The sequence below is a fragment of the Streptomyces sp. PsTaAH-137 genome, from assembly GCF_003259365.1.
Taxonomy (GTDB): Bacteria; Actinomycetota; Actinomycetes; order Streptomycetales; family Streptomycetaceae; genus Streptomyces.
Genome location: NZ_QLLY01000031.1, coordinates 13,163 through 26,685, shown reverse-complemented (window position 1 = coordinate 26,685; position 13,523 = coordinate 13,163). Strand labels below are relative to the sequence as shown.

General features: G+C 72.0%; 9 protein-coding genes. 7 read left to right on the top strand and 2 right to left on the bottom strand.

Going from position 1 to position 13,523, the window contains the following annotated elements; all coding sequences use genetic code 11:
- Window positions 1–20 precede the first annotated feature (20 nt).
- Entirely contained in the window at window positions 21–1,184 is a 1,164-nt protein-coding gene (locus tag K377_RS39225; RefSeq protein WP_111668453.1) for a winged helix DNA-binding domain-containing protein, read from the top strand.
- A 344-nt stretch (window positions 1,185–1,528) separates the two neighbouring features.
- Here the strand turns inward: K377_RS39225 and K377_RS39215 are convergent, their stop codons facing one another.
- Window positions 1,529–1,729, bottom strand: a complete 201-nt coding sequence (locus K377_RS39215; RefSeq protein WP_111668437.1) for a hypothetical protein — start codon at window positions 1,727–1,729, stop codon at window positions 1,529–1,531.
- Between the two features lie 222 nt (window positions 1,730–1,951).
- Window positions 1,952–4,936: an AfsR/SARP family transcriptional regulator gene (locus K377_RS39210; RefSeq protein ID WP_111668436.1), complete on the bottom strand. Its 2,985-nt coding sequence runs from the start codon at window positions 4,934–4,936 to the stop codon at window positions 1,952–1,954.
- A 273-nt stretch (window positions 4,937–5,209) separates the two neighbouring features.
- On the opposite strand from K377_RS39210, the gene K377_RS39205 reads away from it, so the two are divergent.
- The 6 genes from K377_RS39205 (at window position 5,210) to K377_RS39180 (ending at window position 13,498) form a co-directional block, all read left to right on the top strand.
- On the top strand, window positions 5,210–6,478 hold the full coding sequence (locus K377_RS39205) for an amidohydrolase family protein (protein WP_111668435.1): 1,269 nt from the start codon (window positions 5,210–5,212) through the stop codon (window positions 6,476–6,478).
- Window positions 6,479–7,200: 722 nt separating this feature from the next.
- Window positions 7,201–8,127 carry an LLM class F420-dependent oxidoreductase gene (locus K377_RS39200; protein WP_111668434.1) on the top strand — a complete coding sequence of 309 codons (927 nt, stop codon included), beginning with the start codon at window positions 7,201–7,203 and terminating at the stop codon, window positions 8,125–8,127.
- A 12-nt stretch (window positions 8,128–8,139) separates the two neighbouring features.
- Entirely contained in the window at window positions 8,140–8,919 is a 780-nt protein-coding gene (locus K377_RS39195) for an SDR family NAD(P)-dependent oxidoreductase (RefSeq protein WP_111668433.1), read from the top strand.
- Between the two features lie 115 nt (window positions 8,920–9,034).
- A complete protein-coding gene (locus K377_RS39190) occupies window positions 9,035–10,153 on the top strand; it encodes an LLM class flavin-dependent oxidoreductase (protein ID WP_111668432.1) in 1,119 nt (372 codons plus the stop codon).
- 133 nt (window positions 10,154–10,286) lie between these two features.
- The gene (locus K377_RS39185) at window positions 10,287–12,026 is read left to right on the top strand and encodes an amidohydrolase family protein (protein WP_111668431.1); all 1,740 of its coding nucleotides are present in this window, start codon (window positions 10,287–10,289) and stop codon (window positions 12,024–12,026) included.
- Window positions 12,023–13,498 carry an aldehyde dehydrogenase family protein gene (locus tag K377_RS39180; protein ID WP_111668430.1) on the top strand — a complete coding sequence of 492 codons (1,476 nt, stop codon included), beginning with the start codon at window positions 12,023–12,025 and terminating at the stop codon, window positions 13,496–13,498. Before K377_RS39185 ends, K377_RS39180 begins: the two co-directional genes overlap by 4 nt.
- The last annotated feature ends 25 nt before the right edge of the window (window positions 13,499–13,523 follow it).

Below are 13,523 nucleotides of genomic sequence, written 5' to 3'. Positions count from 1 at the left end.
GCCGGGTGACAATGCCCGGCATGACGATCAGTGCTCTCGCCCTCAACCGGGCCACTCTCGCACGGCAGTTGCTGCTGGAGCGGGCGGACATCGGGGTCGAGGACGCGGTACGGCGGGTTGTGGCGCTCCAGGCGCAGCAGCCCGCTTCACCGTATGTGGCGCTGTGGAACCGGGTGGCGGGGTTCCGGGCCGAGGAGCTGGACGCCGCGTTCGCCGCTTTCCGGGTGGTGAAGTCGACGCTGATGCGGATCACGCTGCACGCGGTGCACGTCGACGACTATCCGGCGCTGCGGGCCGCCGTGGAGCCGACCGTACGGGGTGCGCGGCTGCGGGACCGGCGGTTCACGGCGTCGGGGCTCACGGAGTCGGACGCGGCGCGGCTGCTGCCGGAGCTTCTTGAGCTGGCCGGTGTGCCGCGCGGGGCGGGGGAGTTGGGGGAGTGGCTGGCCGGGCGCGGTGGGGGCATCGCGCCGGAGGTGGCGCGGCCCGCGTGGCGGATGCTGCGGCAGTGGGCGCCGCTGTGGCACGCGCCGGTGGCGGACGCGCCCTGGGGGTACGTCTCGGCGGGGCGGCAGCTCTTTGTCGCCGCGGGGGCGGAGCGGCGGCCCGAGCTGGCGGATCCGGGGGCCGTGGCGGAGGGGATGTGGGTGCTGGTGCGGCGCTATCTCGCGGGGTTCGGGCCCGCGTCCGTGGCGGACATCGCGCAGTTCGGGCTCGTGCAGAAGGGGCGGGTGCGGGAGGCGCTCGGCGCCGATCTGGTGGAGCTGGAGGGGCCCGGGGGTGAGGTGCTGTACGACGTTCCCGGCGGGGTGCTGCCCGGGGAGGGGGTGGCGGCGCCGCCTCGGTTGCTGGGCATGTGGGACAGCGTGTTGCTGGCGTACGCGGATCGGGGGCGGGTGCTGCCGGGCGCGTACCGGAAGGTGGTGACGCGGGTGAACGGGGATGTGTTGCCCACGGTGCTCGTGGACGGGTTTGTCGCCGGGGTGTGGCGGATGGCGCCGGAGGGGGATGGGGTCGAGGTTTCTGCTTTCCGGGCGCTCACGGAGGGGGAGTGGGGAGTGCTTCGGGGGGAGGCTCGGGGGGTTTGCGCGCTGCTGGTGGGGCGGGATGTCGCGGCTTATCGGCGGTTTGATCACTGGTGGGAGAAGGGGTTGCCGGTGGTGGAGTCGCGGGTGTTGGGGTGACGGGTGTTGGGGTGGCGGGGGTTCGTTGTCGGGTGCGCGCTGCGTCGTGGCTGGTCGCGCAGTTCCCCGCGCCCCTGGGTGGTACGTCGGCTGACGGCCGGTGGCCGCTTCTCGCGCAGTTCCCCGCGCCCCTGAGGCATGCGCTCCGCGCAGCCTCATCGATGAGATGCCGCACGAAGTGCGCATCTCAGGGGCGCGGGGAACTGCGCGAGAAGCCCCACCGGGCCGCGGGTGGAGAACGGCCCCAGAGCGCGGGGAAACACTCGGCCGGGGCCGGGCATGACTCGGCCGCGGCGGCTCCCCCTCCGCGCCGCCGCGGCCGATCCCCGTGTGGGCAGAAGGTTCTAGACGGGCTCGTCCGTGGCGTGGACGTTGTCCGTGGTGGCGTCGCCGGTGGTGGACTTGGCGGTGGCCTTCAGCGGCTCGCTGGTGGCATGCACGTTCAGGGGCGCGACGGTGGGCTCGCCGGTGGCGTGGACGTTGTCCGTGGTGGCGTCGCCCGTGGGCTCGTCGTTCGCGTGGACGTTCTCGGTCTTGTCGGTCATCTTCCTGCTCCCCTGCAGAAGGTACGGACTGCTTGCGCTGTGAAGAGCGAGATCCGCCCGGCAGCTCCCCCGTGGGCGGCCGGACGGATCTCGCGGGCCGGATCACCCTAAGGTCCCGGCCGTTCGCCGTTCCGTCTGCCCCCGACGCGACGGCCCGGCATATGTGGAAGAGTGCCGGGCCGCGATAAACGAACGATGAACGAGCCCTGTCAGCAGGCCCGTTCAGGCGGCGGTCGGCGCGAGCAGCGCGCTGACCTGGGCGGCTTCGGGGGCGTCGAGGGACCGGAAGATGTCCAGCGCCTCGCGCCAGCAGACCTGGGCGCGGTCGAGCTGGCCGATGCTGTCGAGGGCCCGGCCGAGCACGGTGAGGACATTGCCCCGCCGCCAGTCGCCGCCGATCCCGCGCAGCAGTGTCAGCGCGGTCTCGGAGTGGGCGGCGGCCTGCCCGGGCCGGCCCGCGGCGATGTCGACCTCGGCGAGCCGGAACAGGGTCATGCCCTCCCACAGCCGCTGCCGGCTGTCCCGGAAGACGCCCAGGGCCTGCTGGAGGCAGTCGGCGGCCTCGGTGAGCCGGCCGCTCTGGGTGAGGGCGAGCCCGAGCGCGTAGCGGCCGTTGGCGCCCTTCAGGTCGTGCCCCATCTCGTCGTACATCGCGGTGCCCTGCCGGGCGAGGGCGACGGCCCGGTCGGTGCGGTCGGCCGCGAGGTGGATACGGGAGAGGTTGCACAGGGCGCTGGCCTCGCCCGGCCGGTCGCCGAGGGCGCGGAAGTCGGCGATCGCGCGGGTGAAGTGGGCCTCGCCCTCCTGGTTGCGGCTCTGGTAGAGGGAGACGACCCCGCTGATGTTGGAGGCCCAGCAGCCGGTCAGCGGGTCGTTGGCCGTGGCTGCCAACTCGGCTGCCCGCTGGGCCTCTTGGAGCGCCACGTCGAAGCGGCTTCCGGAGATGTGGTGCACGAAGGCCAGCGCGGTGAGCGCGCGGGCCTCCACGTGGAGCGCTCCGTGTTCCTGCGCGGCGTCGCGCAGGAGGGCGGCGACGGCCTCGTACTCCTTGGAGTTGGCCCCGGACTCGGCCAGGTCGATGGCCGCCCACAGGGTGTCGACGGCGCGGCGCAGGGTCCCGGGCCGCGCCGACTGGCGTACGCAGGCGAGGAGGCTGACGGCCTCGGCGTACAGCCAGTCCTGCGCGGCGCGTCGGCTCTCGAAGGCCAGGCCCGGGTACGCGGACGGGGTGAGGTGGTCCACGAGGCGGTCGCCGGGGCGGTCGATCAGGTAGACCCCGGAGACGGTGGAGAGGTAGAAGTCCAGGAGCCGGGAGAGCGCGGCGTCCCGGCCGGTGCCGGGGTCCTCGTCGCGCTCGGCGCACGCACGCGCGTAGAGCCGTACGAGATCGTGGTACCGGTAGCGGCCGGGCGCCGCCGATTCCAGCAGGGACATGTCGACCAGCTGCTCCAGCAGGTCCTCGGCCTCGTCGGGGTCCAGGTCGAGCGTGGCCGCGGCCGCCGAGAGGGAGATGTCCGGGCCGTCTGCGAGGCCCAGGAGGCGGAACGCGCGGGCCTGCGCGGGCTCCAGCTGGCCGTAGCCCAGCTCGAAGGTGGCCTTCACGGCGAGGTCGCCGGCCTGGAGCTCGTCGAGGCGGCGCCGGCCGTCGGCGAGCTTCGCCGCGAGGACCGAGACCGTCCAGGTGCGGCGGGCGGCGAGGCGGGAGGCGGCGATCCGGATGGCGAGCGGCAGGAAGCCGCAGGCCGCCACCACGTCGAGGGCGGCCTCGCGCTCGGCGGCGACCCGCTCCTCGCCGACGATGCGGGTGAACAGCTGGAGGGCCTCCTCGGGGGACATGACGTCCAGGTCCACGAGGTGGGCGCCGGCCAGGCCGACCATCCGGACCCGGCCGGTGATCAGCGCGGCGCAGCCCTCGGTGCCGGGGAGCAGGGGGCGGACCTGGGCGGCGTCCCGGGCGTTGTCGAGGAGGACCAGGACGCGGCGGCCGTCGAGCGTCGAGCGGTACAGCGCCGCCCGCTCGTCCGGGGAGTCGGGGATCGCGGAGTCGGCGGTGCCGAGCGCCCGCAGGAACGAGCCGAGGACCGCCTCCGGCTCGGCCGCGTGCGGGCCCGCGCCCTGGAGGTCCACGTACAACTGGCCGTCGGGGAAGGCGGACCGGGCCGCGTGGGCCACGTGCACCGCCAGCGTCGTCTTGCCGACGCCGCCGATGCCGGCCACCGCGGAGACGGCCATCACGCCGCCCGCGCCGGTCTCCGAGGAGGCGGCGGACAGCGCGTCGCTCAGCTCGCGGACGAAGTCGGCGCGTCCGGTGAAGTCGGGTACGGTCGCCGGTAGTTGGGCCGGGCGGACCGGGACCGCGGGGGGTTCCGCGGGCGGCGCCGAGGGCTCGGCGAGGCCGGGGTCGGCGCGCAGGATGCGCTGCTGGAGCTCGGACAGGCCGGGGCGCGGGTCCACGCCCAGCTCGTCGGCGAGCAGGCGGCGGGTGTCCGCGTACACGGCGAGCGCCTCCGCCTGCCGGCCGCTGCGGTACAGCGCCAGCATCAGCAGTTCGCGCAGCCGCTCGCGCAGCGGGTGGGCCGCGGTGAGGGCGGTGAGTTCGGAGACCGCCTCCGCGTGGCAGCCCTGCTCCAGGTCCATGTCGAGGCAGAACTCCAGGAGTTGCAGGCGCCACTCCTCCAGACGGGCGCGCTGGGTCTCCGCGTACGGTCCGGGGACACCGGCGAGCGGTTCGCCGTCCCACAGGCCGAGGGTCTTGCGCAGCAGGGCGCGCGCCTGGCACAGGTCGCCGGACTGGCGGGCCTTCTCGGCGTCCGCCGCCAGCTCCTCGGCGACCGCCAGGTCCAGGGCGTCGCGCCGGGGCAGCCGGATCGCATAGCCGCCGGACTCGCTGACGAGCACGTCCGGGTCGAGGATCTTGCGCAGCCGGGACGCGTAGGTGCGCAGCGCGGCGAGGGCCTGTGAGGGCGGGTCCTCGCCCCAGAGCGCGTCGATCAGCTCGGACGCCGTGGCGGTGCGGCCGTCGCGCAGCAGCAGGGCGGCGAGCAGTGCGCGCTGCTGCGGGGAGCCGGGCGCCAGCGGTTCGGCGCCGCGCCAGGCGTGGACCGGGCCGAGGACGCTGAAGCGCAGGCCGGATCCGGGCACGGCGGACACGGCGTCCTCAGGCGTGCCGGACCGTCGCTGCTCCGGAACCCGCGGTCCACCGTCCATCGTCGCTGCCCCCCTGCCGCCCCACCAGCACCTGTTCGTCCCGTACTCCGCGCCGGTGTCGCTCCGGCGTTTCTGCCCTCGCTGTCCAGGCGGCGCGCCGTCGTCGGCACGCCCCCCGAGGCAACTCCGTCAGTTTGCCTTGTTCATGGCAGATACGTCAGCCGCGGGAGACTGTCATCACAGACATCTCACGCGTACGACCCTCACCATCCGCACAAATCCGTCGGTCGTCAGCTAGCTGACGGGTCGTCAGATCGGCGCTACCGTGAATCCATGGAGACCACCGAGACCGCAAACACCCAAAGTGCCCCGGAATCAACCGACTTGCCGCTCATCATCTCCGTCGACGACCACACCGTCGAGCCGCCCACCGTGTGGTCCGACCGGCTGCCGAAGAAGTTCGCCGACGTGGGGCCGCGCATCGTCCGCGCGCCGCTGAAGGAAATGACCTTTCTGGGCGGGAAGTTCGCGCCCGTCATGGGGCGACCCGGGGACGACGGGCCGATCGGTGACTGGTGGGTGTACGAGGATCTGCACCGGCCCCTCACCCGGCTCGACACCGCCGTCGGCTACGACCGCGACGAGATCAAGCTGGAGGTCATCACCTACGAGCAGATGCGCCCGGGGTCCTTCGACGTTCCCGCCCGCCTCGCCGACATGGACGTCAACCACGTCCAGTCCGCGCTCTGCTTCCCCACCTTCCCGCGCTTCTGCGGGCAGACCTTCACCGAGGCCAAGGACCGGGAGCTGGGGCTGCTCGGGGTGCGCGCCTACAACGACTGGATGGTGGACGAGTGGTGCGGGCCGGCTGCCGCCGGGCGGCTCATACCGCTCACCCTCGTCCCGCTCTGGGACGCCGAGCTGGCCGCCGCCGAGGTGCGGCGCAATGCCGCGCGCGGGGTGCGCGCTGTGGCCTTCTCCGAGATTCCGCCACATCTCGGGCTGCCGTCCATCCACGGTGACGAGTGGGATCCGTTCCTCGCCGCCTGCGACGAGACCGGGACCGTCATCGCCATGCACATCGGTTCCAGCAGCAAGATGCCGTCGACCTCGCCCGACGCGCCGCCCGCCGTCGGGTCCACCATCACCTTCGCCAACTGCTGTTTCTCGATGGTCGACTGGCTGATGAGCGGGAAGTTCGAGCGGTTCCCGAACCTCAGGATCATGTACGCCGAAGGGCAGATCGGGTGGATTCCGTACATCCTGGAGCGGGCCGATGTGGTGTGGGAGGAGAACCGGGGGTGGGGCGGGGTTGCCGACAAGGTGCGCAAGCCGCCGAGTGAGTATTTCGCGGAGCATGTGTACGGGTGCTTCTTCGACGATGCCTTCGGGCTGCGGAATCTGGACTCGATCGGGGTCGCCAATGTCCTGTACGAGACCGACTATCCGCACTCCGATTCGACGTGGCCGAAGTCTCGGGAGGTGGGGGAGGCGCAGATGGGGCATCTGGCGCCCGATGTGGTCGAGCGCATCGTCCGGGGCAACGCCATCGACCTCCTCGGGCTGACTCCGGACGGCCTCTGGGGGCCCTCGACGCCTTGATCTGACCGGGGCTGGGGTGGCCCGGGGTTGTTTGCGCAGTTCCCCGCGCCCCTGGGTTGTTCGTCGGGCGCGGGCCGGTGGGGCTTCCCGCGCAGTTCCCCGCGCCCCTGGGTGGTTTTTCGGGTGCGCCGCCGTCGTGGCTGGTCGCGCAGTTCCCCGCGCCCCTGAGATGCGCACTTCGTGCGGCATCTCATCGGAGAGGCGCGCCGCCGCTGTCTGGACGGGAGGCGCGCCACCGCCGCCCCATCAGGAGAGGTGCGCCCCCGCCGCCCCGCCAGAGGGGTGTGCCCCGCTCCCCTATCGGGAGGCGCGCGGAGCGCAGCCTCAAGGGGAGGCGGCGCGCAGCGCCTGCCTCAGGGGCGCGGGGAACTGCGCGAGAAGCCCCACCGGCCCGCAGGTGATCGACGACCCAGGGGCGCGGGGAACTGCGCGGGAAGCCCCGTCGGCCGGTGGACGAAGTGCGACCCAGGGGTGCGGGGAACTGCGCGAGAAGCCCCACCGGCCCGCAGGTGATCGACGACCCAGGGGTGCGGGGAACTGCGCGAGAAGCGGCCACCGGGGGTCAGGTGATCGTCAACCCACGGGCGCGGGGGACTGCGCGGCCCAGGCGTGACGCGTCCGCGGTCGAGTCGTGTGTTCGGGGCCTTGTCTGACGGTGTGTCAGGTATGAGGATGGGGGCAGCTAAGTGACGGGGCGTCAGATCTAGCGAAGGGGGTCGGGTATGGCGCGGCTTGCTTATGGGATTCAGCTTCCCATTCAGTCCCAGAGCACCATGTACGCCGAGAAGTGGGAGGCCGGGGCGGGCGTCGCCGACCTGGTGGAGATCGCGCGGGCCGCCGACCGCGGAGGCTTCGACTACATCGCGGTGTGCGACCACGTCGGCATCCCGCGCCGCCTCGCCGACGCCATGTCGACGACCTGGTACGACCCCGTCGCCACCCTCTCCTACCTGGCCGGGGTCACGGAGCGGGCGCGGCTGCTCAGCCATGTCGCCGTCGTCGCGCTGCGGCACCCCCTGCTCTCCGCCAAGAGTTACGCGACCCTGGACCACCTCAGCGGCGGCCGCCTGATCCTCGGGGTCGGGGCCGGCCACGTACAGGAGGAGTTCGAGGCGCTCGGGGTCGACTTCGCGCGGCGCGGGGCCGTGCTCGACGAGACCGTCGACGCGCTGAAGTCGGCGCTCACCCAGGAGGAGTTCCCCTCCTATAAAGGGGAGTTGTTCCAGTTCGAGGGGCTGGGGCAGAAGCCCAGGCCCGCTCAGGCGCACGTACCCGTATGGGTCGGCGGGTCCTCGGCACCGGCCATGCGCCGCGCCGCGCTCAAGGGCGACGGATGGCTGCCGCAGGGCGACCCGCGGGAGCAGCTGGCCGAGAAGATCCGGACCATCCGGCGGCTGCGCGCCGACGCCGGGATCGAGGCGCCCCTGACCGTCGGGGCCATTGCCGAGCCGCTGTACATCGGCGAGCCCTCCTGGCACGTCGGGCGCCGCACCCTCACCGGCCCGCCCGGCGAACTGGCCGAGTCGCTGCGCGCGTACGCGGCGATGGGCGTGCACCAGATCCAGGTGCGCTTCCGCAGCCGCGGGCGGACCGAACTCGTCGACCAGATCGCCGCCTTCGTGGACGGCGTCGCACCCCAACTCAACTGAGGAGCACAGGGCATGGGCAAGCTGGACGGGCGCGTCGTTCTCATCACGGGTGCGGCGCGCGGGCAGGGCGAGCAGGAGGCGCGGCTGTTCGCCGCCGAGGGAGCCAAGGTCGTCCTCGCGGATGTCCTCGATGATCAGGGGGAGGCCGTCGCCAAGGAGATCGGGGGTCATTTCGTCCACCTCGACGTCAGTAGCGAGGAGGACTGGGGCGCCGCCGTGCGTGCCGCCAAGGACGCCTTCGGGAAGGTCGACGGGCTCGTCAACAACGCGGGCATATTGCGGTTCAACGAGCTGACCAGCACCCCGCTGGAGGAGTTCCAGCAGATCGTGAACGTCAACCAGGTCGGCGCCTTTCTCGGCATCAAGACCGTCGCCCCCGTGATCGCCGAGGCGGGCGGCGGGTCGATCGTGAACACGTCGTCGTTCACCGGCGTCACGGGCATGGCGCTGGTCGGCGCGTACGCCGCCAGCAAGCACGCGATCGTCGGGCTGACCCGCGTCGCCGCCCTGGAGCTGGCCGCGAAGAGGATCCGGGTCAACGCCGTCTGCCCGGGCGCCATCGACACCGCGATGAGCAACCCCGCCCAGCTCGACCCGGGCGGCGACATCCAGGCCGGCACCGAGGCGCTCGACGAGCTGTACCGCAAGCTCGTGCCGCTCGGCCGGGTCGGCAGGCCCGAGGAAGTCGCGCGGATGGCGCTGTTCCTCACCGCCGAGGAGGACTCCGCGTACATCACCGGGCAGCCGTTCGTCGTCGACGGCGGGTGGCTCGCCGGGGTCAGCATTCTCTAGCGGACACCCACTTAGCTGACGAGGCGTCAGGTATTGACGGTCACTCGTCGCAGTGGAACAGTCATCCCATCCAATCTGACGGATCGTCAGAAACTGACGAGGACGGTGAACCTCCTTGGAATTCGGGCTCTTTGTACAGGGATACGTGGGCAAGCAGGCGCTGACCGACCCCACCGCCGAGCACCGCGCGCTCATGAACGAGACCGAGTACGTCATCCAGGCGGACAAGTCCGGCTTCAAGTACGCCTGGGCGTCCGAGCACCACTTCCTGGAGGAGTACTCGCACCTCTCGGCGAACGACGTGTTCCTCGGGTACCTGGCGCACGCCACCGACCGGATCCACCTCGGCTCCGGCATCTTCAACCCGCTGGCCCAGGTGAACCACCCGGTCAAGGTCGCCGAGAAGGTCGCCATGATGGACCACCTCAGCGAGGGGCGGTTCGAGTTCGGCAGCGGGCGCGGGGCCGGCAGCCACGAGATCCTCGGGTTCATCCCTGGTGTGACGGACATGAACTACACCAAGGAGATCTGGGAAGAGACCATCGCCGAGTTCCCGAAGATGTGGCTCCAGGACGAGTACGTCGGGTTCCAGGGCAAGCACTGGTCGCTGCCGCCGCGCAAGATCTTCCCCAAGCCGCACGGCAAGTCCCACCCCGCCATGTGGTACGCGGCCGGGTCCCCGCCCAGTTACGCGATGGCCGCCAAAAAGGGGCTCGGCGTGCTCGGCTTCAGCGTCCAGAAGGTCTCGGACATGGAGTGGGTGCTGGAGCAGTACAAGACCGCCATCCAGGACCCGGACCCCATCGGCGACTTCGTCAACGACAACGTCATGGTGACCTCGACGGCCATCTGCGCCGAGACCCATGACAAGGCCGTCGACATCGCGGTCGGCGGCGGGCTCAACTACCTTCAGTCGCTGGTCTTCCGGTACCACGACACCTTCCCGCGGCCCGAGGGCATCCCCGCCTGGCCCGAGGTCCTCCCCGAGTACAACCGCGAGATCATCGAGCTGCTCATCGCCGAGGAGCTGATGATCTGCGGTGACCCGGACGAGGTGCTCCGGCAGTGCAAGCGCTGGGAGCAGGCCGGGGCCGACCAGCTCTCCTTCGGGCTGCCGATCGGGATCTCGCACGAGGACACGCTGAACTCGATCAAGCTCATCGGGGAGCACGTCATTCCCAAGATCGACACGGATCCGGTGCACCGGACCAGCCGGTTCCGGTCCGCCGCGTAGCGCTCCGCGACCGCCCCGGTTCTCCTCCTCCCGGACAGGAGGGCCGGGGCCCTGCCGTTGCCACCGTCACGGGGCTCCGCCCCGGACCCCGCTCCTCAAACGCCGGAGGGGCTTGATAGTTGGGGGGTTTGCCATGCTCGACCATCTGATCAAGGGCGCCACCGTCGTCGACGGGACCGGTGCCCCCGCCCGCGTCGCCGATGTCGGCATCCGTGACGGGCGCATCGCCGTCATCGCCGAGCCCGGAGCCGTCGCCGAGGAGGCGCGGACGAGCGAGGACGCCGCGGGGCTCGTGCTCGCCCCCGGGTTCGTCGATCCGCACACGCACTACGACGCGCAGCTGTTCTGGGACCCGTACGCGACGCCCTCCCTCAACCACGGCGTGACCACGGTCGCGGGCGGCAACTGCGGCTTCACGCTCGCCCCGCTCAACCCCGAGCGGCCGGACGACGCCGACTACACGCGGCGGATGATGTCCAAGGTCGAGGGGATGTCGCTGGTGGCGCTCGAAGAGGGGGCGCCCTGGAACTGGAGCTCCTTCGGGGAGTACCTCGACGCGCTCGACGGACGGATCGCGGTCAACGCCGGTTTCATGGTGGGGCACTGCGCGCTGCGCCGGTACGTGATGGGGGCGGACGCCGTCGGCGGGCAGCCCAGCGAGCAGCAGATGGACGCCATGCTCGCGCTGTTCCACGAGGCGATGGACGCCGGCGCCTGGGGCCTGTCCACCACCCAGTCCTCCACGCACTCCGACGGCGACGGCAAGCCGGTCGCGTCGCGGCACGCGCTGCCCGCCGAACTCATCGCGCTCAGCAAGGCGGTCGGCGAGCACGAGGGCACCCAGATCGAGGCGATCGTCGCCGGGTGCCTCGATCAGTTCAGCGACGACGAGATCGATCTGTTCGTCGAGATGAGCGCCGCCGCCGGGCGCCCCCTCAACTGGAACGTGCTGACCATCGACGCCGCCGTCCCCGAACGCGTACCGCGCCAGCTCGCCGCGAGTGAGCGGGCCCGCAAGTCGGGCGGCCGGATCATCGCCCTGACCATGCCGATCCTGACCCCGATGAACATGTCCCTCGGCACGTTCTGCGCGCTCAACCTCATCCCCGGCTGGGGCGACATCCTGGGCCTGCCGGTCGACGAGCGGATAGCCAGGCTCCGCGATCCGGACGTGCGGGCCGAGATGCTGCGGCGCGCCGACAGCAAGGAGGCCGGGGTCTTCCGGCGGCTCGCCGACTTCGGCCGTTACGTCATCGGGGACACGTACTCGGAGGCGAACGAGGGGCTGAGCGGGCGCGTGGTGAAGGACATCGCGGCCGAGCGCGGCCAGGAACCCTTCGCGTGCCTGGTCGACATCTGCGCCAACGACCGCCTGCGTACGGTGCTTTGGCCGATGCCGACCGACAACGACCCCGACTCGTGGGCGCTGCGCGCCGAGGCCTGGGGCCACGAGGACGTCATGCTGGGCGGCTCCGACGCCGGGGCGCACCTGGACCGGATGTGCGGGGCGCCGTACACGACCCGGTTCATCGGGGACTGTCTGCGCGGGCGCAAGCTGGTCGGTCTGGAGCAGGCCGTGAAGATGCTGACCGCCGACCCGGCCGAGCTGTTCGGGCTGCGCGAGCGCGGGCGACTTGAGGAGGGCTTCCACGCCGACCTGGTGCTCTTCGACCCGGAGGCGATCGACGCGGGCAAGGCGACCCTGGTGCACGACCTGCCCGGCGACAGCCCGCGCCTGGACTCCAAGGCCATCGGCATCACCGCCGTCTGGGTCAACGGGGTCGAGGCCATCCGCGACGACGTCGTCAGCGGCGCCGTTCCCGGCAAGGTGCTCCGCTCGGGGCAGGACACCCGGACGGTGAGCACCAAGTGAGCGCGGTCGAGGGCAAGTTGCTGATCGGGGGCGAGTGGGTCGAGCCCGCCGGCGGTACGTACGACGTGGTCGACCCGGCGACCGAGCAGGTCGTCGGCGCCGCACCCGAAGCCACGCGACAGCAGGTGTACGACGCCGCGCGCGCCGCCCGCGACGCCTTCGGGCCCTGGTCGCGGACGACGCCCGAGGAGCGGGCCGCGATTCTCGACCGGGCCGCCGACCTCATGCAGCGCGACTTCGCGGCCCACGCCGAGGTGGCGCAGGCCGAGAGCGGCGCCACCACCGGCACGGCCCGCGGGATGCAGGTCGGCGTCGGCGTCACCCGGTTCCGGCGGTACGCGCGGGGCGCCCTCGAACCCGTGGAAGAAGGACTCGCCCCGCAGATCAACGAGGCCGGGCCGATGGGCAAGGCCGGGGTGATGGGCGCGCTCGCCGTGCGGCAGCCGGTCGGCGTCGTCACCTGCATCACCTCGTACAACAACCCGTGGGCCAACCCGGCGGGCAAGATCGCGCCCGCCCTCGCCATGGGCAACACCGTCGTCGTGAAGCCCGCCCCGCAGGACCCGCTCTCCGTGTTCCGGATGGCGGCCGCCCTGGAGGAGGCCGGGGCGCCGCCGGGTGTGGTGAACGTGGTCAGCGGGGCCTCGGTCGACGTCGGGGAGGCGGCCGTCGACGCGCCGGACGTCGACATGGTCTCCTTCACCGGCTCCACCGCCGTCGGGCAGCGCATCGGCGAGGTGTGCGGCCGCACCATGAAGCGGCAGCTGATGGAACTGGGCGGCAAGGGCGCCGCGATCGTCTTCGGCGACGCCGACCTCGACTCGGCCGTCGCCGGGATCGGCACGACGTACGCCTTCTACAGCGGACAGATCTGCACGGCGCCGACCCGGGCGCTCGTGCACCGCTCGGCGTACGACGCGTTCGTCGACAAGCTCACCGCGTACATCGGGTTCATGAAGGTCGGCGACCCGAGGGAGCGGGGCACGGTCGTCGGCCCTGTCATCTCGGCCGCGCACCGCGAGCGCGTGGAGTCGTACGTGGAGCTGGGGCGCAAGGAAGGGGCGACGGTGGTCGCGGGCGGGGAGCGGCCCGCGTACGAGCAGGGCTTCTACGTCGCTCCCACGCTGCTCGCCGGGTGCACCAACGACATGCGGGTGGTCCGCGAGGAGATCTTCGGCCCGGTCGTCACGATCGTCCCCTTCGACGGGGCGGGCCCCGGCGACGAGGACGAGGCGGTGGCGCTGGCCAACGACTCCGACTACGGGCTCATCGACTACGTCTGGTCCGGCGACGTCGCGCGCGCCTTCCGGGTCGCGCGGCGGCTGCGGGCCGGCGGGGTCGGGGTGAACACGGTCGGGCGGAACATGGAGGCGCCGTTCGGCGGGTTCAAGAAGAGCGGGGTGGGCCGGGACGTCGGCTCGTACGCGCTGCACGCCTACAGCGAGCTCCAGTCGATCGTGTGGCCCGGGTGAGGTGACCCGGGTGAGGTGGCCCGGG

Coding starts and splice junctions, on each gene's coding strand:
- K377_RS39225 (WP_111668453.1), top strand. CDS start 21: ATGACGATCAGTGCTCTCGCCCTCAACCGGGCCACTCTCGCACGGCAG.
- K377_RS39205 (WP_111668435.1), top strand. CDS start 5,210: ATGGAGACCACCGAGACCGCAAACACCCAAAGTGCCCCGGAATCAACC.
- K377_RS39210 (WP_111668436.1), bottom strand. CDS start 4,936: ATGGACGGTGGACCGCGGGTTCCGGAGCAGCGACGGTCCGGCACGCCT.
- K377_RS39195 (WP_111668433.1), top strand. CDS start 8,140: ATGGGCAAGCTGGACGGGCGCGTCGTTCTCATCACGGGTGCGGCGCGC.
- K377_RS39200 (WP_111668434.1), top strand. CDS start 7,201: ATGGCGCGGCTTGCTTATGGGATTCAGCTTCCCATTCAGTCCCAGAGC.
- K377_RS39185 (WP_111668431.1), top strand. CDS start 10,287: ATGCTCGACCATCTGATCAAGGGCGCCACCGTCGTCGACGGGACCGGT.
- K377_RS39215 (WP_111668437.1), bottom strand. CDS start 1,729: ATGACCGACAAGACCGAGAACGTCCACGCGAACGACGAGCCCACGGGC.